General features: G+C 67.0%; 19 protein-coding genes and 4 tRNA genes. 17 read left to right on the top strand and 6 right to left on the bottom strand.

The annotated features are described in order from the left end of the window. Positions 1 to 85: 85 nt before the first annotated feature. Both dacB and HWY37_RS32405 read right to left on the bottom strand, forming a co-directional pair. On the bottom strand, positions 86 to 1,516 hold the full coding sequence (gene dacB, locus HWY37_RS32410) for a D-alanyl-D-alanine carboxypeptidase/D-alanyl-D-alanine endopeptidase (RefSeq protein ID WP_176090722.1): 1,431 nt from the start codon (positions 1,514 to 1,516) through the stop codon (positions 86 to 88). A 260-nt stretch (positions 1,517 to 1,776) separates the two neighbouring features. Continuing rightward, entirely contained in the window at positions 1,777 to 2,934 is a 1,158-nt protein-coding gene (locus tag HWY37_RS32405; protein ID WP_175209636.1) for an ABC transporter substrate-binding protein, read from the bottom strand. A 235-nt stretch (positions 2,935 to 3,169) separates the two neighbouring features. On the opposite strand from HWY37_RS32405, the gene HWY37_RS32400 reads away from it, so the two are divergent. The 6 genes from HWY37_RS32400 to secF all read left to right on the top strand — a co-directional run bounded on the left by HWY37_RS32400 (position 3,170) and on the right by secF (position 9,824). Further along, on the top strand, positions 3,170 to 3,985 hold the full coding sequence (locus HWY37_RS32400) for an IclR family transcriptional regulator (protein ID WP_175209635.1): 816 nt from the start codon (positions 3,170 to 3,172) through the stop codon (positions 3,983 to 3,985). 206 nt (positions 3,986 to 4,191) lie between these two features. Next, the gene (queA, locus tag HWY37_RS32395) at positions 4,192 to 5,250 is read left to right on the top strand and encodes a tRNA preQ1(34) S-adenosylmethionine ribosyltransferase-isomerase QueA (RefSeq protein WP_175209634.1); all 1,059 of its coding nucleotides are present in this window, start codon (positions 4,192 to 4,194) and stop codon (positions 5,248 to 5,250) included. Further along, complete coding sequence (gene tgt, locus HWY37_RS32390; RefSeq protein WP_175209633.1) at positions 5,247 to 6,383, top strand: tRNA guanosine(34) transglycosylase Tgt; 1,137 nt, start codon at positions 5,247 to 5,249, stop codon at positions 6,381 to 6,383. The genes queA and tgt overlap by 4 nt, the downstream gene beginning before the upstream one ends. A gap of 120 nt (positions 6,384 to 6,503) precedes the next feature. Next, positions 6,504 to 6,845, top strand: a complete 342-nt coding sequence (gene yajC / locus HWY37_RS32385; protein ID WP_013395762.1) for a preprotein translocase subunit YajC — start codon at positions 6,504 to 6,506, stop codon at positions 6,843 to 6,845. A gap of 109 nt (positions 6,846 to 6,954) precedes the next feature. Further along, entirely contained in the window at positions 6,955 to 8,835 is a 1,881-nt protein-coding gene (gene secD, locus HWY37_RS32380) for a protein translocase subunit SecD (protein WP_175209632.1), read from the top strand. 53 nt (positions 8,836 to 8,888) lie between these two features. Beyond that, on the top strand, positions 8,889 to 9,824 hold the full coding sequence (gene secF, locus HWY37_RS32375; RefSeq protein WP_175209631.1) for a protein translocase subunit SecF: 936 nt from the start codon (positions 8,889 to 8,891) through the stop codon (positions 9,822 to 9,824). Positions 9,825 to 9,891: 67 nt separating this feature from the next. Here the strand turns inward: secF and HWY37_RS32370 are convergent, their stop codons facing one another. After that, positions 9,892 to 10,389, bottom strand: coding sequence for a hypothetical protein (locus HWY37_RS32370; RefSeq protein WP_176090712.1), 498 nt, complete (start codon positions 10,387 to 10,389; stop codon positions 9,892 to 9,894). Positions 10,390 to 10,631: 242 nt separating this feature from the next. Further along, positions 10,632 to 10,979, bottom strand: coding sequence for a hypothetical protein (locus tag HWY37_RS32365; protein WP_176090711.1), 348 nt, complete (start codon positions 10,977 to 10,979; stop codon positions 10,632 to 10,634). Between the two features lie 133 nt (positions 10,980 to 11,112). Between HWY37_RS32365 and HWY37_RS32360 the strand changes: the two genes are divergently transcribed. Further along, positions 11,113 to 11,790, top strand: a complete 678-nt coding sequence (locus tag HWY37_RS32360; protein WP_176090710.1) for a VOC family protein — start codon at positions 11,113 to 11,115, stop codon at positions 11,788 to 11,790. A 105-nt stretch (positions 11,791 to 11,895) separates the two neighbouring features. Then, positions 11,896 to 12,606, top strand: coding sequence for an alanyl-tRNA editing protein (locus HWY37_RS32355; RefSeq protein ID WP_176090709.1), 711 nt, complete (start codon positions 11,896 to 11,898; stop codon positions 12,604 to 12,606). Between the two features lie 56 nt (positions 12,607 to 12,662). On the opposite strand, the gene HWY37_RS32350 is transcribed toward HWY37_RS32355, so the two are convergent. Further along, on the bottom strand, positions 12,663 to 13,427 hold the full coding sequence (locus HWY37_RS32350) for a phosphatase PAP2 family protein (RefSeq protein ID WP_176090708.1): 765 nt from the start codon (positions 13,425 to 13,427) through the stop codon (positions 12,663 to 12,665). A gap of 169 nt (positions 13,428 to 13,596) precedes the next feature. On the opposite strand from HWY37_RS32350, the gene miaB reads away from it, so the two are divergent. From miaB to lnt, 5 genes are all read left to right on the top strand, one after another. After that, complete coding sequence (gene miaB, locus HWY37_RS32345) at positions 13,597 to 15,027, top strand: tRNA (N6-isopentenyl adenosine(37)-C2)-methylthiotransferase MiaB (RefSeq protein WP_176090707.1); 1,431 nt, start codon at positions 13,597 to 13,599, stop codon at positions 15,025 to 15,027. After that, positions 15,024 to 16,049, top strand: a complete 1,026-nt coding sequence (locus HWY37_RS32340; protein ID WP_175209624.1) for a PhoH family protein — start codon at positions 15,024 to 15,026, stop codon at positions 16,047 to 16,049. Before miaB ends, HWY37_RS32340 begins: the two co-directional genes overlap by 4 nt. Then, positions 16,039 to 16,512, top strand: a complete 474-nt coding sequence (gene ybeY / locus HWY37_RS32335; protein WP_176090706.1) for an rRNA maturation RNase YbeY — start codon at positions 16,039 to 16,041, stop codon at positions 16,510 to 16,512. The genes HWY37_RS32340 and ybeY overlap by 11 nt, the downstream gene beginning before the upstream one ends. Positions 16,513 to 16,756: 244 nt before the next feature. Beyond that, positions 16,757 to 17,647: a CorC family transporter gene (locus HWY37_RS32330; protein ID WP_175209622.1), complete on the top strand. Its 891-nt coding sequence runs from the start codon at positions 16,757 to 16,759 to the stop codon at positions 17,645 to 17,647. Next, positions 17,644 to 19,272: an apolipoprotein N-acyltransferase gene (gene lnt, locus HWY37_RS32325; protein WP_176090705.1), complete on the top strand. Its 1,629-nt coding sequence runs from the start codon at positions 17,644 to 17,646 to the stop codon at positions 19,270 to 19,272. Before HWY37_RS32330 ends, lnt begins: the two co-directional genes overlap by 4 nt. Positions 19,273 to 19,279: 7 nt before the next feature. Here lnt and HWY37_RS32320 read toward each other — a convergent pair whose 3' ends face one another. Next, entirely contained in the window at positions 19,280 to 20,338 is a 1,059-nt protein-coding gene (locus HWY37_RS32320; protein ID WP_176090704.1) for an aldo/keto reductase, read from the bottom strand. Positions 20,339 to 20,696: 358 nt separating this feature from the next. Here HWY37_RS32320 and HWY37_RS32315 point away from each other — a divergent pair. The 4 genes from HWY37_RS32315 (at position 20,697) to HWY37_RS32300 (ending at position 21,209) form a co-directional block, all read left to right on the top strand. After that, positions 20,697 to 20,772 (top strand) — tRNA-Ala (locus tag HWY37_RS32315). 42 nt (positions 20,773 to 20,814) lie between these two features. Then, a tRNA-Glu gene (locus tag HWY37_RS32310) sits at positions 20,815 to 20,890 on the top strand. A 63-nt stretch (positions 20,891 to 20,953) separates the two neighbouring features. Next, positions 20,954 to 21,030, top strand: a tRNA-Asp gene (locus HWY37_RS32305). Between the two features lie 103 nt (positions 21,031 to 21,133). Further along, positions 21,134 to 21,209: transfer RNA gene (locus HWY37_RS32300), tRNA-Ala, on the top strand. Positions 21,210 to 21,212: the final 3 nt, after the last annotated feature.

Raw genomic sequence — 21,212 nt, 5'->3', positions numbered from 1 at the left:
GGATCGTAATCGGTTTGGACGGGAATTGTTATTGACCGCCGGCAGGATCATGGGAAGAAACCTGCCGGCGCGGCGGATGACGGGCCTATTGTTCGGTGAGCCAGGCGATCAGGGCGTCGTCGAAGGCCCGCACGGCGCCCGCCTGTTCATGGTTGACGATGCTGACCACCACGTAGCGCTTGCCGCTGGCGCCCAGCACGTAACCCGCGATGGAACGCACGTCGCGCAGCGAGCCTGTCTTCAGGTGCGCCATGCCCGCCGTGCCGTCGCCCTTCAAGCGGCGGCGGACCGTGCCATCCACCCCGGCGATCGCGAAGGAGGAAATGTACTCGGGCATGACCGGCGAGTTCCAGGCCACCGTCAGCATCGAGGCCAGGCTGTCGGCCGACACCCGGGCCTCGCGGGACAGGCCTGCGCCGTTGTCGATGACCAGTTCGGGCATGTCCAGGCCTTGCCTGGCCAGCAGTTCCTTGGCCACGGCATCGCTGCTGGCCACGGTGGACGGCCGCCGGCCGCGCTCGGCGCCCAGGGTCAGCAAGAGGGTGCGCGCCATGACGTTGTTGCTGCGCTTGTTGATCTGGCGGATCGCCTCGGCCAGCGTGGGCGACTCGTGCGAGGCCAGCACCACCGCGTCGGGCGGAACCATGCCGGAACGGACCTGGCCCTTGAACGTGCCGCCCAGCTCCTTCCAGAGCATACGGAACACTTCGGTGGCGTAGTCGGGCTGCGACAGCGCCAACCGGTACAGGCTGAATTCGCCGCAGGATCCGGCGACCTTGCCGTTCACGCGGATGGTCACGCCCTGCTGGGTGATCACTGGTTCGGTCGTCACCACCGGGGCGCCTGGGCAGCGGGCTTCGCTCCATTCGACGCGGCCTTCGATCTTCAGGCCGGGCAGCGGCGGGTCGATCAGCGGCACCCATTTGTTGGCAGCGGGGTCCGGCGTGAACAGCAGGCGCAGCGCACCAAAGCCCACCATCAGGGCATCCGGGCTGGCGTTGTAGGCCCGGTCGGGTGCACCGTCGAAGGCGCCGGGGTCGGTCGCCACCTGGCCGAAAATGCTGCGGTCGATGACCAGGTCGTTGATCTGCTTGACGCCACGCAAGCGCAGTTCGCGCAGCAGCACCCACAAGTCCTGCAACAGGAATTGCGGATCGCCCCCGGCCCGCAGGTACAGCGGGCCGGCGAGCACGCCCTTGGCGTCGGGCCGCGCGCCCGGCGCCGTCATGAATTCGGTGCGCCAGACGTAGTTGGGGCCCAGCTCGGACAGCGCCGCCCAGGTCGTGACCAGCTTCATCACCGAGGCGGGATTGCGCGCTTCCTTGGCGTTCAGCGTCACCAGGCGCGGACCGCCCACTTCCTGCACCACCAGCGACAGGGCGCTATCGGGCAGCTTGGTGGCCTTCCAGGCGTTCACCACATTGGGCGGCAGGCCGGGAACCTGCGCGCCGGCCGCGCCCGCAACCGCGGCCAGCAGCCCGCCGGCCAGCCATCGCTTCAGCCCGCTCATACGCATCTTCATTCGTCCCGTCATGCCACGCCCACCCGGTTGCTCGTCCAGCAAAACCGAGAGCATACAAAACCTGAGGCGATTGCGGAGTGGAGGTCCCTTTCCCTGCAGGGCCGTACCGAGGGGAAAGGGACCCCTCGGGGCAGCACTCACAGCGTGCGCGGCGTGGGGGCCCCTTTCCCCGCAGGGCCGCCCCAAGGGGAAAGCGCCCCCTCGGGGGGCAGCAAGCACGCGCAGCGTGCGCGGCGTGGGGGCTCCTTCCTTTTTTACTTTTGCAGGCGCCACTTGCCCGACGCCACGGTCGCCATGACCAGCGCCCGCTCGTCCAGCCCGTTGTGATCGGTGGGACTCATATTGACCACCCCGGTCGCGGTAGGCAGGTTCTTGACGTTTTCCAGCGCATCGCGCAGTGCCGCCCTGAATTCGGGCGTGCCGGGCTTGGCCGTCTTCAGCGCCACCGGGATGGCCTGCTGCAGCAGGAGGCCGATGTCCCAGGTATAGGCGGCAAACAGGGACACGGACCCCGCGCCGTTGGCGGCCTCGTACTTCTTGGCGAAAGCCTGGGCGGTGGCCTTGACCGGGTTGTCGTCGGGCAGCAGGTCGGCGACCATCACCGGCCCTACCGGCACCCAGGCGCCATCGCAGGCATCGCCGCACACCCGCAGGAAGTCGTTGTTCGCGACCCCGTGGTTGAAGTAGATCTTGCCCTTGAAGCCGCGCTCGCGCAGCGCGCGGGCCGGCATGGCGGCGGGCGTGCCCGAAGCGCCGACCACCACGGCGTCCGGCGCCGAGCCGATCAGCTTCAGGGTTTGGGCCACGGCGGACGTGTCGGTAGGCGCGAAGCTTTCCTTGCCCACCACTTCGATGCCGTGCTTCTTGGCCGCCTTTTCGATTTCCACCCAGAAGGTCTCGCCCAGCGCGTTGTTGAAGCCGATGAACGCCAGCTTCTTCACGCCGTTGGCCGCGGCGTGGCGCGCGATGCCCTCGGCCATCAGCGAATCGGAGTGCGGCGTCTTGAAGACCCAGCGGCGCTTGTCGTCCACCGGCTCGATCAGCCGCGCCGACGAGGCCAGCGTGATCACCGGCGTGGCGCCGCTGGCCACCGTGTCCAGCATGGCCATGGTGTTGGGCGTGGTGGTGGACCCGACGATCAGGTCCACCTTGTTCTCGGAAATCAGCTTGTGCGAATTGCTGACGGCCCGGGTGGTGTCGGACGCGTCGTCCAGCACCACGTATTCGACCTTGACGCCGCCGATCTCGGTGGGCAGCAGGCTGATGGTGTTGCGTTCGGGTATGCCCAGCGAGGCCTGCGGGCCGGTGGTGGACAGGGTGGCGCCGATTTTCACCTGGGCCAGCGCGGGCGCGGCGCCCGCTGCCAGCAGAGCGGCCAGCGCGGCGGCCATGAGGGTACGACGAGGGGTCATGCGCAGTCTCCTTGGGTATGCGGATGTCTTATGCTTTGCGCCGATCCGCTACGGCGTGGAACTCTGTTTATACGGCGGGCAACCCGCCAGGCGGGCACATCGGGGGCCTGCTGCGGGTTTGTCCGCACAGGTTCGCAGCGCGGCCCGGCTGCGTCGTTGCTTGTCTCCACGTTGCCAGTGGCTGGCAAGCGCTGTATTTTTTAGTGATACACGTATTCTAATAAGAGACAATTTGATGTCAACAGATAACAGTACGGGGATTCAATCGGCGGAAATCGCACTGGACGTGCTGACCCGCTTGGCCGAACTGGGCGGCGCCCTGTCGGTATCGGAACTGGGCCGCAGCCTGGACATGCCGCGCGCCAAGGTGCACCGCTACCTGGTGTCGCTGGAACGGCGCGGCTATGTGGAGCAGGACGCGGCCAGCGCGCGCTACCGGCTGGGGCCCCAGGCTCTGCATACCGGACTCGCGGCCCTGGCCGATGTGGATTTCGTGAAATTGGCGGCCGGCAGCCTGGACGGCCTGAGCGCCGCCATCGGCCAGACCGTGTTCATCTCGGTCTGGGGCCAGCACGGCCCCACCATCGTGCAATGGCGCGACGCGCGGCTGCCGGTGACCGTCAACGTGCGGGTGGGCTCGGTGCTGCCGCTGCTCAACAGCGCCACCGGCCGGGTCTTCGCCGCCTGGCTGCCCGAATCCCTGGCCCTGCCCCGGGCGCTGTCCGAATGGGATGCGCTGCGCGGCCACGATGCCGAGGCCGCCCGGGTACTGGACGAATCCGCGCCGCCGGCCGATCCCGCCGCCGCGCTGCGCCGCCAATGGCAGGCGACCCGCCAGCGCGGCTACGCCAGCGTCAGCGGCCATCTGCTGCATGGCATCGACTCGGCCGCGGTGCCGGTGCTGGACGCGCAAGGCCATCTGGCCGGCGCCATCACCAGTCTGGGGCTGCATGGCGGCTTCGACCTGTCGCCGGACGGCGAACCCGTGCGGGCGCTGAGCGCGGCGGCGGCCGATTGCTCGCGCCGGCTGGGCTGGAACCCGGCGCGCTGACACGCAGCCGGGCAGGCAGCCGAATACCCAACCGCGCCCCCAGCCAGACACGCTGCCAAACACGCTGCCAGACACTCAGCCGGACGTCCGCCAGCCCCGGGACCGCTGGCCTCGTCTTGCGGCCGCTTTACAATGCAGGGTTGTCCCGGGCCGTTCCGGCCCGCTCCCGCCTTCTTTTTTGCCGCCCTCTCCGGACGGATAGCCGCGTGACCCAATCCCTCACCGTTGCCGATTTCAACTACGAACTGCCGCCCGAGCTCATCGCGCAGACGCCCGCCGCCGAACGCACGGGCAGCCGCCTGCTGCACCTGGACGGCGCCAGCCAGCTGCATGACCGGCAATTCGCCGACCTGGCCGCGCTCCTGCGCCCGCATGACCTGCTGGTCTTCAACGACACCCGCGTCATCAAGGCGCGCCTGAACGGCCACAAGATCACCGGCGGCAAGATCGAGGTGCTGGTCGACCGCATCACCGAACCCGACCGCGTCCTGGCCCACGTGCGCGCCAGCAAGTCGCCCGGAGCGGGCATGGTGCTGCGCCTGGCCGATGCCTTCGACGCCACCGTGCTGGGCCGCGAGGGCGAACTCTTCGACATCCGCTTCCCCGGCCCGGTGCTGGACCTGCTGGACGCCCACGGCGCGACGCCGCTGCCGCCCTATATCACGCACGACGCCGACAGCGGCGACGACGAGCGCTACCAGACCGTCTACGCCCGCGAACCCGGCGCCGTGGCGGCCCCGACCGCCGGCCTGCACTTCGACCAGCCCACGCTGGACCGCCTGGCCGCCCTGGGCGTGGAGCGCGCCTTCGTCACGCTGCACGTGGGCGCGGGCACCTTCCAGCCGGTGCGCGTGGACAATCTGGCCGACCACGTCATGCACTCCGAATGGTTCACCGTGCCGCAGGCCACGGTCGACGCGATCGCCACCGCCCGCAGCCGCGGCGGCCGGGTCATCGCCGTCGGCACGACCAGCGTGCGCGCCCTGGAATCCGCCGCCGCCCAGACCGAGGGGCGCACGGCCCCCGGCCTGCCGCTGGCCGCCGCCCAGGGCGACACGCGCCTCTTCATCACCCCCGGTTACCGGTACCGCGTCATCGACGCCCTGGTCACCAACTTCCACCTGCCCCAGTCGACCCTGCTGATGCTGGTGTCGGCGCTGGCCGGCGTCGAACCGATACGCCGCGCCTACGCCCACGCCGTCTCCGAGCGCTACCGCTTCTTCAGCTATGGCGACGCCATGTTTATCGAGTCCCCCGCCCTATGACCGGACTGAATTTCGAACTGCTAGCCACCGACGGCGGCGCCCGCCGCGGCCGCGTCACGCTGAACCATGGCGTGGTCGAGACGCCCATCTTCATGCCTGTCGGCACCTACGGCAGCGTGAAGGCCATGCTGCCCCACGAACTGAAAGAGATCGGCTCGCAGATCGTGCTGGGCAATACCTTCCACCTGTGGCTGCGCCCGGGCACGGAAATCATGGAAAAGCACGGCGGCCTGCATGGCTTCATGCAATGGGACAAGCCCATCCTGACGGACTCCGGCGGCTTCCAGGTGTTCAGCCTGCAAGGCATGCGCAAGATCACCGAGGAAGGCGTGAAGTTCGCCTCCCCCATCGACGGCGCCCGCCTGTTCCTGACGCCGGAAGAATCCATGCGCATCCAGCGCTCGCTGAATTCCGACATCGTGATGGTGTTCGACGAGTGCACGCCCTATGAAATCGACGGCCGGCCCGCCACCGTCGAGGAAGCCGCCCGCTCCATGCGCATGTCCCTGCGCTGGGCGCGCCGCTCGCGCGAGGAATTCGACCGCCTGCAGAACCCAAACGCCCTCTTCGGCATCGTCCAGGGCGGCATGTACGAAGCCCTGCGCGACGAATCCCTGGCCGGGCTGCAGGAGATCGGCTTCCATGGCTACGCCATCGGCGGCCTGTCGGTCGGCGAGCCCAAGGAAGACATGATGCGCATCCTGGCGCACGTGACGCCCAAGCTGCCGGCCCAGGCGCCGCGCTACCTGATGGGCGTGGGCACGCCGGAAGACCTGGTCGAGGGCGTGAGCCGCGGCGTGGACATGTTCGACTGCGTCATGCCGACCCGCAATGCCCGCAACGGCTGGCTGTTCACCCGCTTCGGCGACGTCAAGATCCGCAACGCCAAGTACCGCGACGACACCCGCCCGCTGGATCCCAGCTGCAGCTGCCACACCTGCGCGAATTTCTCGCGGGCGTACCTGCACCACCTGCAGCGCGCCAACGAAATCACCGGCGCGCGCCTGAACACCCTGCACAACCTGCACTTCTACCTGACCATCATGAAGGAAATGCGGGAAGCCATCGCCGCAGGCCGCTTCGACGCCTGGCGCGCGCAGTTCGCGGCCGATCGGGCGCGCGGGGTGGATTAGAATTTCAGGAATCAGAACCTATATACAATAGTCGGCTTGCCCTATCCATGGCTCGCGCGGGGATGGGCGCATAAAAACATAGACACAAACACCCAAACAGATCAAACGCAGGAGAATTCAATGTCCGTTATCGATACCGCCAGCCTCGTCGTGGCTCAGGCTGCCCCCGAGGGCAACGCGCTGATGGGCATGCTGCCCATCATCCTGATGTTCGTGATCCTCTATTTCCTGATGATCCGTCCCCAGATGAAGCGCCAGAAGGAACACCGCAACCTGATCGCCGCCCTGGCCAAGGGCGACGAAGTGGTCACCGCCGGCGGCATGCTCGGCAAGGTCACCAAGGTCAACGACAGCTACGTTACCGTCGAAGTTTCCGAACTGGCCGACAAGCCCGTCGAAGTGATCATGCAGAAGTCGTCGGTCTCGACCGTGCTGCCCAAGGGAACCATCAAGGCCCTGTAAGCGTCCCACAGGAGCCCCATCGGGCTCTTGTGCTTGATGGCCCTGCCGCCGCCCGCCGCGCTCGCCGCCCGGGCGGCCCTTTCATCACTTTTACATGAAGTAGCCGGCAATGAACCGCTATCCCCTCTGGAAGTACATTACGGTCCTGGTCGCGGTCATCATCGGCCTGCTGTACACGCTTCCCAACTTCTACGGCGAATCGCCTGCCGTCCAGGTTTCCAGCGCCAAGGCCACGATCAAGGTCGATCCCGCCCTGCTGAGCCGGGTCGATCAGATCCTGACCGACGCCAAGATCCCCAACGACGGGGCCTACTACGAACTGAACGGCACGCTCGGCACCGTGCGCGCCCGCTTCGCGTCGACCGACCTGCAACTGCAGGCGCGCGACCTCATCGACAAATCCCTTAACACCGTCGCCGGCGACCCCCACTACACGGTCGCGCTGAACCTGCTGCCCGCCTCGCCCCCCTGGATGCGCGCCATGGGCTGGTTCGCGCCCAAGCCGATGTACCTGGGCCTGGACCTGCGCGGCGGCGTGCACTTCCTGCTGCAAGTGGACATGCAGGGCGCCCTGACCGCCCGCTATGACTCCCTGGCCGCCGACGTGCGCTCGGTGCTGCGCGACCAGAAGGTCAACGTGGCCGGCGTCGAACGTTCGGGCATGGCCATCGCCGCCACCTTCGCCAATTCCGACGACCGCGACCGCGCCATCTCCACCCTGCGCAGCCGCCTGCCCGACCTGGAATTCACCGAACGCGAAGAAAACGGCAAGCAGCTGCTGATGGCCTCCCTGAACCCCGCCGCCGTCACCCGCGTGCAGGATTCCGCGCTGAAGCAGAACATCAACACCCTGCACAACCGCATCAACGAGCTGGGCGTGGCCGAACCGGTCATCCAGCAACAGGGCGCCGACCGCATCGTGGTGCAGCTGCCTGGCGTGCAGGACGTGGCCAAGGCCAAGGAACTGCTGGGCCGCACCGCCACGCTGGAAATCCGCATGGTCGACGACTCCCCCGCCGCGCAAGCCGCGCTGCTGGGCGGCAGCGTGCCCTTCGGCCTTGAACGCTACAACGATCGCGACGGCCGTCCCATCCTGGTCCGCCGCCAGGTCATCCTGACCGGCGAAAACCTGCAGGACGCCCAGCCCGGCCGCGACTCGCAGACCCAGCAGGCCGCCGTCCACCTGACGCTGGACTCCAAGGGCGCCCGCATCTTCCGCGACGTCACCCGTGACAACGTCGGCAAGCGCATGGCCATCCTGCTGTTCGAGAACGGCAAGGGCGAAGTAGTCACGGCGCCGGTCATCCGCAGCGAAATCGCCGGCGGCCAGGTGCAGATCTCGGGCAGCATGAGCTCCGAGGAAGCCGCCGACACCGCGCTGCTGCTGCGCGCCGGCGCCCTCGCCGCGCCCATGTCCATCATCGAGGAACGCACCATCGGCCCGAGCCTGGGCGCGGACAACATCGCCAAGGGCTTCTATTCGACGCTGTACGGCTTCCTGGCCATCGCCGCGTTCATCATCCTGTACTACCACCTGTTCGGCGTGTTCTCCACCATCGGCCTGACGTTCAACGTCCTGCTGCTGCTGGCGCTGCTGTCCATGCTGCAGGCCACGCTGACGCTGCCAGGCATCGCGGCCATCGCGCTGACGCTGGGCATGGCCATCGACTCGAACGTGCTGATCAACGAGCGGATACGCGAGGAACTGCGCGCGGGCGCCAGTCCGCAGCAGGCCATCCATCATGGCTTCGAGCGCGCCTGGGGCACCATCCTGGACTCCAACCTGACCACGCTGATCGTGGGCCTGGCGCTGCTGGCCTTCGGCTCCGGTCCGATCCGCGGCTTCGCCGTGGTGCACTGCCTGGGCATCCTGACCTCGATGTTCTCGTCGGTGGTGGGCGTGCGCGCGCTGGCCAACCTCTGGTACGGCCGCAAGAAGAAGCTCACGTCGATCTCCATCGGTGAAGTCTGGAAACCGAAGACCAACTGAACTTGAGCGCGGGCGGCCCGGCCGCCCGCCACAGATAAAGCCTAAGGCGAAAAATGGAATTTTTCCGTATTCACCGCACCATCCCGTTCATGCGCCACGCGCTGGTGCTGAACATCATCAGCCTCGTCACCTTCGTGGCGGCTGTCTTCTTCATCCTCACGCGCGGCTTCCACCTGTCGATCGAATTCACCGGCGGCACGGTCATGGAAGTCAACTACGCCCAGACGGCGCAGCTTGAAAACGTGCGCGGCGTGGTCTCCAAGCTGGGCTACACCGACTTCCAGGTGCAGAACTTCGGCACCTCGCACGACGTCATGATCCGCCTGCCGCTGCAGGAAGGCCAGACCTCGGCCACCCAGAGCGAAACCGTCATGGCCGCGCTCAAGACCGCCGATTCCGGCGTCGAACTGCGCCGCGTGGAATTCGTGGGCCCGCAAGTGGGCCAGGAACTGCTGCACAACGGCCTGATGGCCCTGCTGGTCGTGGTCATCGGCATCATGGTGTACCTGGGCTTCCGCTTCGAATGGAAGTTCGCCGTCGCCGGCGTGATCGCCAACCTGCACGACGTGGTGATCATCCTGGGCTTCTTCGCCTTCTTCCAGTGGGAATTCTCGCTGTCGGTGCTGGCGGGCGTGCTGGCCGTGCTGGGCTACTCCGTGAACGAATCCGTGGTCATCATGGACCGGATCCGCGAGAACTTCCGCAAGTACCGCAAGGCGGATGTGCACGAAGTCATCAACAGCGCCATCACGCAGACCATTTCGCGGACCATCATCACCCACGGTTCCACGCAGATGATGGTGCTGGCCATGCTGTTCTTCGGCGGCCCCACCCTGCACTACTTCGCCATGGCCCTGACCATCGGCATCTGGTTCGGCATCTATTCGTCGGTGTTCGTTGCCGCCGCGCTGGCCATGTGGATGGGCGTCAAGCGCGAAGACCTGATCAAGCCGGTCAAGAAGGAAGGCGAGGAAGGCGAAGCCGCCTGATCGTTGCCCTTCACGTAAAAAACCCGTCGCATCGCGGCGGGTTTTTTTATTCCAGCGCGAGCTTCGTTCAGCTGCCAGGAGAGAGGCAACGCTTGAGGTAAGCGCGCGCTGCGACGAAATCGGCGAATTCCAGTCTGCGTGACGCCGCCCCATCGATTGCCAGGGAGATCGTGAACCGATCTGGCAAGGCATCAAGCGCCTCGACATGGCCTAGAACGGCCTCGTGCAGAACCTTGCCGCCGCTCATCGGCAGGCTATCCACCTCGATGTCGCTCGCGCCCAATCCGGCGATTTCCAGCCTTGCCCTGCGTGGCGTCAGCGTGCGCGTTTCGCCATCGGCCAGAGGAGCCGGGTCGCCCTGGGCACGTTGATCGACGATTCGGAGCCTCAGGTTCGTGGTGTCGCTCGCGACTTCAAAGGTCCACGTGCGGGAATGGTCCGCAGGATCGGACCAGCCGACACCGCAGTGCATCTGCCCCTGCCAGGCATGTCCGCCAGAGCGGTTCGTCTGGGCCAGGACGTGTGACGGAAGCAGGCACGCGGCGGCCAACAAAGCAGAAGGCATGATGCGCAACGCCAGCAGGCCTCTACACCGAGTTGAATTCATCATATTCACTGGCGCAGCGCCGCCATCCCTAGTGCATTTGCTGGCTTGCACGATAGTCGAAGCCTTCCGGATTTGGCAAACCGCAAGAAAGCAGACTTCAAAGCGCAGGATGAAACCATAGGGGCTCGGCCACGCGGCTTCTTCCCGAGGTGATCTCCAGCGCCGGCGCCGTCTTGCTACAAGGTTTCACGCCTGCCATTTCATTGCGCGGCGCTGGCCGCCTTCAGTGCGGCCAGGAACCGCAGCGCCGCGCGCAGTGCGAACCCGCAGGGTACAACGGCGAACTGCAGCAAGCCCGCGTAGATCCAGGCCCATGCCCAGCGGAACCGCCACGGGATGAATTCCGGCAGCCCGTTGTCGTCGAAATACGGGTCATGGCAGATCAGCCCAAGCCCGATCAAGTATGAAAGCAGGACGCAGGCTGTGGCGTAGAGCCAGCGCCTGGTTTCCCTGGCCGCCAGACCCGATCGCAGCCAATACACGGCGCTGGCCGCCAGTACGGCCGTCAAGCTGACTGCGAACAGCGCTGCGAAAAGATAAAAAGCCATGTGACGATATCCCCTGCGTGGGCCGCTCGGGCCGATGCGCCGGCATGCAAGGCCGGGCGCGGGCACTGTACAGCATGCCGCCGTTGCGGTGTACGGGTACGGATCCCCGCGGATTCGCTACCATAGTCCCACCATGAAACTCGCCATCGATCACCTCGTCATCGCCGCCGCCGATCTGGACAGCGGCACTGAGTACGTCGCCAGGATGCTCGGCATCGCGCCCGCGGGCGGCGGCGTCCATCCCCGCATGGGCACGCACAACCGCGTGCTTGGCATGGCCGGCGGCATCTACCTGGAAGTCATCGCCATCGATCCGCAAGCCCCTGCGCCAGCGCGGCCGCGCTGGTTTGGGCTGGATCAGGAAGCGGTGCGCGAGCGGCTGGCCCAAGGGCCCTACCTGGCCCATTGGGCAGCCCGGGTCGAGGCGCCGCTGGACCTTACCCGCATGCAGGCCGAGCATCCTGCCCGCATCCCTCCCGCCATCCCCATGGAGCGCGGCAGCCTGCGCTGGCGGCTGACGGTGCCGGACGACGGCAGCCTGCCCGCCTGGCGCGAGGCCGGCCACGCCGCCGGCGACGGGCTGCTGCCCACGCTGATCCAGTGGGACGTGGCGGACTATCCCGGCGTCAGCCTGCCGCGCCAGGACCTCGTCCTCAAGCAACTGTCGGGCAGCCATTCCCAGGCCGGGCTGCTGCGCCAGGGCCTGGCATGGCTGGGCGCCGACCACCTGATCCAGCTGGAGCAGGCCGACGGTCCGCCGCGCCTGAGCGCGCTGATGGAAACGGCCAACGGCCTGAAGACCCTGGCCTGAGATGGAAACGGCCGGCGGCCTGAAGATCCTGGCCTGCCCCCGCCGTCCTGCCAGAACTGGCCAGGAACAAACCAAGAAAACACCAGAACATCCGGAGACCCTTACATGCCTTCCACCCGCAAGCGCTTCGACGAAGACCCCTACCTGGACCGGTGCGATGCCACCGTGATCGCAGTCGGCCCCGAGGGCGTCGAACTGGACGAGACCGTCTGCTACGCCCGCAGCGGCAGACAGGCGGGCGACAGCGGCACGCTGACGCTGGCCGACGGCCGCCAGTTGGTGCTGGCCGACACCGTCTACGCCGACGACCGCCAACGCATCCTGCACGTGCTGGAAGGCGAGACCGCTCCGCAGGTGGGCGAGCGCGTCTCGGTGGCCATAGACTGGCCGCGCCGTCACCGGCTCATGCGCCTGCACACCTGTCTGCACCTGCTGGGTTCGCTGGTGCCCGCGCCGGTGACGGGTTGCAATATCTCGCCGGACTCCGCCCGCATCGACTTCGACCTGCCCGAGTCCACGCTGGACAAGGCCGACCTGAGCGAACGGCTGAACGCGCTGATCGACGCCCGCACGGATGTCAGCATCAACTGCATCACGCCCGAACAACTGGCGGCGGAACCCGACCTGGTGCGCACCATCGGGGCCGCGCCTCCCGCGGGCACGGCCAGCATACGCATCGTCGAAATCCCGGGCGTGGACCGCCAGCCCTGCGGCGGCACGCATGTGGCCAACACGGGCGAGATCGGCGCGGTGGCCGTCACCAAGATCGAAAAGAAGAGCCGCACCAACCGGCGCGTGGTCGTGAACTTCGCGTAAGGCCCGTGCGGCGGCCGCTCATGCCGGGCGCGGCGCGCGCCCTGCTGGCGGCAAGCCTACTTCTTCCACCAGCGCCACGGGGCGCACAGGGGCCATTGGTAGCCGCTGCCGAGCACGCGCGGCGCCAGCACGTGGCCGACCAGCACCGCGATGCCCGCGGCCGTCATCACGTCGGACAGGTAGTGGTCCAGGTTGACCAGCCGGCTCATGGCCACCAACGCTGCCAGCAGCAGGAAGACGCAGCGCCAGCGCGGCGCCAGGATGCCCAGCACCACCGCCACCGAGAAGGCGGCGTAGGTGTGGCTGGACGGGAACGAGTTGTAGAGCTGCACCCGGGAGAAGCTCTCGCCCAGCCCGTAGATGCCTTTTTCGAAGAACAGTTCGGGACGCGCCCGCGCCACCGAGCGCTTGAGCAGCAGCACCACCAGCCCGCCGACCGCCATGGTCGAGAGCATCAGCAAGCTGCCGCGCGCCATGCTGGCGTAGCTCATGCGCACGGGGTTGCGCCAGCCGCGCGCCAGGCCGACCAGCCCTATCACGTAGAAGGCCAGCGCCACGCCGATATAGGGGCCGCTTTCGCCGAGTTCGCCGATCCATTCAAAGGATTCGTTCACGCCTTCGGACACCGACTGCTTGATCCACACCGCCAGCGGCAGGTCCACCCACAGCGCGCAGGCGCCGGCGGCCAGGGCCAGGGCGCAACCCAGCAGCACCCAGGTCAGCGGCGAAAACGGGTTGCGGAACTGTTCGGTCTCGGCATGGCCCGCCGCGGCGTCATTGACAGGAGCGGCCGCCGAGGGCGTCAGGGGATTGGTGTTCATCGGTACCGCTACGGGGGAATGAGAAGGGTTCCTGGCCTCTGGAAGCAGGCCAGCACGCTATCGTAACGGCCCAGGCGCGCCAGACCAAGAAGCAAATTCGGGCAAGGGTTAAAATTCGGCCTTTCCTACCTTTCTGCCCCCGGGATCTACACCCGTCACGGCGACCATCATGCAAGAAACCACCCTCAAGCGCGCCGACGCCGCGCACGACGGCGCCAGCGCCGCCCTCTCCGCCGAAGCCGGCTCCCCCCGCAAGCTGTACATCCGCACCTTCGGCTGCCAGATGAACGAGTACGACTCGGACAAGATGGCCGACGTGCTACGCGGCGACCAGGGCCTGGAGCTGACCGACAACCCCGAGGACGCCGACGTCATCCTGTTCAACACCTGTTCGGTGCGCGAAAAGGCGCAGGAGAAGGTGTTCTCGGACCTGGGCCGCGTGCAGCACCTGAAGAAGACCAATCCCAACCTGGTGATCGGCGTGGGCGGCTGCGTGGCCAGCCAGGAAGGCGAGGCCATCGTCAAGCGCGCGCCCTACGTGGACGTGGTGTTCGGCCCGCAGACCCTGCACCGCCTGCCGGAACTGATCAAGCGCCGCCGCGACGAAGGCCGTTCGCAGGTGGACATCAGCTTCCCCGAGATCGAAAAGTTCGACAACATGCCGCCGCCGCGCGTGGACGGCGCCACGGCGTTCGTTTCCATCATGGAAGGCTGTAGCAAGTACTGCAGCTTCTGCGTCGTGCCCTACACGCGCGGCGAGGAAGTCTCGCGCCCCTTCGAGGACGTGCTGATCGAAGTCGCCGACCTGGCCGACCAGGGCGTGAAGGAAGTGACGCTGCTGGGCCAGAACGTCAACGCCTACCGCGGCCGCATGACGGACAGCGACGAGATCGCCGACTTCGCCATGCTGCTGGAATACGTGCACGAGATCCCGGGCATCGAGCGCATCCGCTACACCACCTCGCACCCCAAGGAAATGACCCAGCGCATGGTGGACGCCTACGCCCGCCTGCCCAAGCTGGTGTCCTTCCTGCACCTGCCGGTGCAGGCCGGCAGCGACCGCGTGCTGGCCGCCATGAAGCGCGGCTACACCACCCTGGAATTCAAGTCCGTGGTGCGCCGCCTGCGCGCCGCGCGCCCCGACCTGACGCTGTCCTCCGACTTCATCGTGGGCTTCCCCGGCGAGACCGAGGAAGATTTCGAAAAGACCATGAAGCTGATCGAGGACGTCGGCTTCGACACCTCGTTCTCGTTCGTCTATTCGCGCCGCCCGGGCACGCCCGCCGCCGACCTGCACGACGACACGCCGCAGGACGTGAAGCTGCGCCGCCTGCAACGCCTGCAGGCGCTGATCAACGAGCAGGCGGCCACGATCGCCCGCAACATGGTCGGCACGCGCCAGCGCCTGCTGGTGGAAGGCCCCTCGCGCCGCGACCCCAACGAACTGATGGGCCGCACCGAGAACAACCGCATCGTGAACTTCGCCGCGCCCGCGCGGCTCATCGGACAAATGGTCGACGTCATCATCACCGAAGCGCACACCAACTCGCTGCGCGCCCGGGTCGCCGACGTGGACCGCGCACCCCAAGAGGCCGAATGACCACTCCCCGCTCCCGCGCCCGTCGCAGCATGCCCATCGTCGTCACGCTGGACGGCGACAACACCCATCTGGCCAATCTCTGCGGCCCGCTGGACGAAAACCTGCGGCAGCTGGCCGACGGCATGAACGTCAAGCTCTCGCGCCGCGGCAGCCGCATCACCATCGAAGGCGAACTGGCCGAGCTGGCCGGCCGCGCGCTGCGCCGCTTCCATGAACAGGCCGTGCATCGCGCCCTGTCGGTCGACGACATCCAGCTCGGCCTGGTCGAGATCGGCGTCGGCCGGCAGGAACAGGAATTGAAGGAAGAGCAGGCCCGCGAGCCGGACCCGCTGCCGCCCCTGGACGACGAAAGCGACAGCATCGCCCTGCGCACCAAGCGCAGCGACCTGCGCCCGCGCACACCGCGCCAGCGCGACTACCTGAACAACATCCTCAAGCACGACATCACCTTTGGCGTGGGTCCCGCCGGCACCGGCAAGACCTGGCTGGCCGTGGCCTGCGCCATCGACGCGATGGAGCGCGACACTGTGCAGCGCCTGGTGCTGACGCGCCCCGCGGTCGAGGCCGGCGAGCGCCTGGGCTTCCTGCCCGGCGACCTGGCGCAGAAGGTGGACCCGTACCTGCGCCCGCTCTACGACGCGCTGTACGACCTGATGGGCTTCGAGAAGGTGCAGCGCCTGTTCGAAAAGCAGACCATCGAAATCGCGCCGCTGGCCTATATGCGCGGCCGCACGCTCAACCACGCCTTCGTCATCCTGGATGAAGCGCAGAACACCACGCCGGAACAGATGAAGATGTTCCTGACGCGGATCGGCTTCGGCAGCAAGGCCGTCATCACCGGCGACCCGTCGCAGGTGGACCTGCCGCGCGGCCAGGACAGCGGCCTGGCGCATGCGGTGAAGGTGCTGCATGACGTGCAGGGCATCGCCACCACCCGATTCACCAGCCGAGACGTTGTGCGCCATCCCCTGGTGGCCCGCATCGTCGACGCCTACGACCGCGCGGCCGAAGATGAAGCCTGAACTGTCCCTGTCCGTGCAGTACGGCGTCGAGGAAGCCCGCCTCCCCCGCTGGCGCCTGCGCCGCTGGGCAGAACGCGCGCTGGCCGGCGCCGCCGAGGACGGGCTGGTCACGTTCTCGGCCGCGGAACTCAGCCTGCGACTGGTGGGCGCGGCCGAGGGCCGGCGCCTGAACCGCGATTTCCGCGGCCGCGACTACGCCACTAACGTGCTGACCTTCGAATACGGCGTGGATCCGCTGGGCGTGGCGCGCGGCGACATCGTCATGTGCGTGCCGGTGTTGGTGCGCGAGGCCCGCGAACAGCGCAAGGCGCTGCTGGACCACGCCGCCCACCTCACCATCCATGGCGTGCTGCACGCGCTGGGCTACGACCACATCAAGGCCCGCGACGCCAAGCGCATGGAAGCTCTGGAGACCGCCACGCTGGCGGCCATGCGCATCGCCGATCCGTACGTGGCAGCCTGAATTCGCGGCTTGCGCCCCCGGCTCAACCCTGAGAAATAGGCCCCCACGCTGCGCGCCTTAGGCGCTTGCTGCCCCCCGCGGGGGCGCTTTTTTGCCTTGGGGCGGCCCGGCGGCAAAAATTGCCGGAAAATGACGTACAGCAAGGCACAGATGGCGGCGGTTCCCCTCATTTTGGGGGCCGCCGTTACAATTTGCAGGCCAGTATCGGTTATGCTGGCTCCTCCATAACTTGTCCTCCCGGACGATGTCTGACCCTTACCCTGCTCCCGAAGCGACTCCCGCTCGCTCCTCCAAACCCGCCACCAAATCCCTTCTAGACCGCCTGCTTTCCCTCGTGCGCCGCGAGCCCGAGGACCGCGAAGGCATCAAGGCCGTTCTGGAAGCCGCGCACGAACGCCAGCTGCTCGACGCGGAGTCCTACAAGATGATCAAGGGCGCGCTCGCCGTGTCCGAAGGCACCGTGGGCGACATCATGGTCCCGCGTTCGCGCATGGACCTGCTCGACGTCACGCAGCCCATCCCCTACCTGGTCGCTTCCGTCATCGAAACCGCGCACTCGCGCTTTCCCGTCTACGAAGGCGACCGCGACAACATCATCGGCATCCTGCTGGCCAAGGACCTGCTGCGCTGCATGCTGGAACCCGGCATCGAAGTGCGCACCCTGGTGCGGCCCGCCGTCTTCATTCCCGAATCCAAGCGCCTGAACGTGCTGCTGCACGAGTTCCGCGCCAGCCGCAACCACCAGGCCATCGTCATCGATGAGCATGGCGGCATTTCCGGCCTGGTCACGATGGAAGACGTGCTGGAACAGATCGTTGGCGACATCGAAGACGAATTCGACGAAACCGAGGAAGACTCGATCTTCCCCGAGGGCGAGAACCAGTGGCGCGTCCTGGCGGCCACCGACATCTCGCATTTCAATGAAGTGTTCGGCTGCCAACTGCCCGACGACGAGTACGACAGCGTCGGCGGCTGGATGGGCGGACAGCTGGGCCGCATCCCGCGCCGCGGCGACACCGCCGAGTTCGACGGCCTGCGCCTGGAAGTGGCCCGCGGCGACGCGCGCCGCGCCATCTGGCTGCGCGTCAAGCGCAACGCCGCACCCCAAGCCCCCCGCTCCTCCGAAGAAGCATGACCCAGTCCCCGCGCAGCCATAAACTGCGCGGCGCCGCCGGCCTGGTGCTGGCGGGCGCCGTGCACGCCCTGACTTTCTCGCCCGGCCCCTTGCCGGACTGGGCGCTGGCGGCCACCCAGGTCCTGATGCTGGCCATCGCCGCCCGCGTCACCCTGTATGCGCCCTCGGCGAAACAGGCCTGGCTGCGCGGCTGGTTGTTCAGCTTCGCCACCTACGCGCTGGGGCTGTACTGGATCTTCATCAGCCTGCACCGCTATGGCGACCTGGCCGCGCCGCTGGCCGTGGCCGCGGTGCTGGCGCTGTCCGCCTTCCTGGCCCTGTTCCCGGCCACCGCCGGCGCATTGGCGCGCCGTTACGCGCCGCTGGATCCCGGCTCCCCGCCCGCCCGCATCCTGTCCGCGACGCTGGCCTGGGCCGCGATGTGGGCAGCGTTCGAATGGCTGCGGGCCGTGCTGCTGACAGGCTTTCCCTGGCTCAATATCGGCTACGCGCAGATCGACGGCCCCATCTCCGGCTGGGCGCCGCTGCTGGGCGTGCACGGCATGGCCTTCCTGGCCGCCTTCGTCGCGGCGGCCCTCGCCAGCCTGTGGCAGCCCTCGCGCAAGAGCGGAACCGGCTCGCGCCACGCGCTGGCCGCCGGCATCGCCTTGGCCCTGGCGGCCGCCGGCTGGCCGCTGTCCCGCATCGACTGGTCCGCGCCCAGCGGCGATCCGCTGAACGTGCGGCTGGTCCAGGGCAATATCGAACAGTCCCAGAAATTCGACCCGGCCCTGCTCGACCAGAGCCTGGTGCGCCACCTGGACCTGGCGTCCATGCCGCCGGCGCCGGGCGTGCCCGCTCCGCAACTGACCATCCTGCCGGAAACCGTGCTGCCGATCTTCCAGGACCAGCTCGATCCGCGCGTCTGGGAAGTCTGGCGCGGCCTCGCGGCGCAACGCAACACCGTGATCGCGATGGGTGTGCCGCTGCACGACCGCGTCAACGGACGCGACCGCTACACCAACAGCGTCATGGGCTTCGACGGCAACACGCCGGTCGAGCAGCTTGTGGCCGGTTCCACCGCCATGCGCTACGACAAGCGCCATCTGGTGCCCTGGGGCGAATACGTGCCGCCCGGCTTCCACTGGTTCGTCGAGATGCTGAACATTCCGCTGGGCGACTTCGACCGCGGCGCGGAGCGCCAGACGCCCTTCGCGGTCGGCGGCCAGCACATCGCCTTCAACATCTGCTACGAAGACCTGTTCGGACCGGACCTGCTGCCCGCCCTGCTGCCCGGCCCCAACGGCGAACCGGGAGCGACCATACTGGTCAACGTCAGCAACCTGGGCTGGTTCGGCGATTCCTGGGCCTTGCGCCAGCATTTGCAGATCGGCCGCCTGCGCGCCATGGAAACGGCCCGCCCCATGCTGACGGCCACCAATACCGGCATCACCGCCGCCATCGACGCCAAGGGCCACGTCGCGGCGCAACTGGCGCCGTTGCAGGCCGGCGTGCTGCCGGTCGCGGTGCAGGGTATGACGGGGCTCACGCCCTATGCGCGCTTCGGCGACAAGACCGCGCTGGCCCTGATCGGCCTGGCGCTGATCGCCGCGGTTGGCAGCGGCCGCAAGACCCGCCGCGCCTGAGAAGCCGTCAGGCAAACAGGTTGGCGGGCAGCGCGTCGCTCTCTTCCTCGGGCGGGCGCAACGGCCCGGTCCCCGCGCCCGTGCGCTCGATCGCGTCGGCGATGAAATCCATGTCCTCGCCGTCCAGCTCGAGCGCCGCCGCGCCCAGCAAGCCATCCACCTGAGCCGCGTTGCGCGCGCCCACGATGGCGCCCGTCACGCCCGGCCAAGCCAGCGTCCAACCCGCCGCCACGGCCGCCACCGTGGTGCCGTGGCGTTCGGCAATGGGCTTGAATGCATCGGCCAGCGCCAGGTTGCGCTCGATGCCGGGCGAAGTGAATTCGGCATTGCGGGCGCGCCAATCATCGGCCGGCAAGGAACGGGCGCGCGCCACGCTGAAGCCGCCGGTCAGCAGGCCCGACTGCATCGGGCTGTAGACGATCACCCCCGTGCCGTTCCCGGCGCACCACGGAATCAGGTCCGCGCCCGCCCCGCGCTGGATGGCCGAGAAAGGCGGCTGCAGCGTATCCACGTGGCCCAGGGACTCCGCCAGCTGCAATTGCGCGAGGTTGTGGTTGGACAGGCCGACCGCCCTGACCTTGCCTTCCCGTTTCAGGTCCAGCAATTCCTGCCAGTAAGTCTCCAGCGGCGTGCCGTCGCCGGCCGGCCAATGCATCTGGTAGAGATCGATGCGTTCCACGCCCAGGCGCCGCAACGAGTCTTCGAGTTCGCGGCGGATGCTGGCGGGCGCCCCGGTGCGCCGCGGCATCGCTTGCGGCTGTTCCGCCGACCAGGTTAGCCCGCATTTGGTGAAGACATAGGGCCGCGCGTCCGGCGCCATCTGCCCCAGCGCCCGGCGCACGATCTCTTCGGAGTGCCCCAGGCCGTACACCGCCGCGGTATCGATCCAGTTGATGCCGCGCTCCACCGCGCGCCGGATCGCGGCCACCGAATCGGCGTCGTCCTGCGGGCCCCAGCCCACCGCCCAGCCGTTGCCGCCGATGGCCCAGGCGCCCAGCCCGATGCGGGTAATGCGCATGCCGGTCTGGCCGAGCGGGCGCGTCGGGAACGAAGTCTTGCTGTTCATAGCGCTCATGTCCGTGATGCCATGCCCGGCGCAAAAAAATTTCCGGTTTGGCGAAAAAAATTTCCGATCACGATAGTACTCTCACAAGCCTTTGATTTACTTGAATTCTGCATCAATCCCCCACGCAAGCCTTGAGCAAAAAAAGAGCAAAAACTGGCTGAAAAGCCCTTCCAACCCTGTTTTTTTCACAACTTTTTGGGTTTTTACCGCCAAGCGACTTGCACGCCAAATTTAGTTCGTGCATAATCTCGTTTCTTCGCCAACGGCACTAAACAAAACCGGCAACGAACTACGAAAAAGCACGCAGTAAAACGTGTGTTCGATTTCGTAAAACGTTGAACGGGCTGATTAGCAAGACGGGGGTATAGCTCAGCTGGGAGAGCGCTTGCATGGCATGCAAGAGGTCAGCGGTTCGATCCCGCTTACCTCCACCACAGTCAACAGCGAAGATTGCAGTACAGAGTTAGCAAGTCCAAGTCCCCTTCGTCTAGAGGCCTAGGACATCACCCTTTCACGGTGAGTACAGGGGTTCGAATCCCCTAGGGGACGCCAGTTCTTCTGGCAGCAGTAAGTAGTGATGCAGTTGAAGTGACTATGTTTTGAGTACGCCGCTGCGGAGCGGTAGTTCAGTTGGTTAGAATACCGGCCTGTCACGCCGGGGGTCGCGGGTTCGAGCCCCGTCCGCTCCGCCAAAAGCTCTCGCTCAGAGTCTTTCAAGAGCTCCGTCTTCGGAGCTTTTTTGCTTTATATAGTGTAAGACCTAGTTGTCCGCAGTTTGGATAGCCAAGGTTCCTGGGGGGTATAGCTCAGCTGGGAGAGCGCTTGCATGGCATGCAAGAGGTCAGCGGTTCGATCCCGCTTACCTCCACCAGTA

The organism is Achromobacter anxifer (genome assembly GCF_903652925.1).
In the GTDB taxonomy this organism is placed as follows: Bacteria; Pseudomonadota; Gammaproteobacteria; order Burkholderiales; family Burkholderiaceae_B; genus Achromobacter; species Achromobacter anxifer.
The sequence above is the reverse complement of the archived record's forward strand: the minus strand, read 5'-3'. Positions and strand labels throughout refer to the sequence as shown.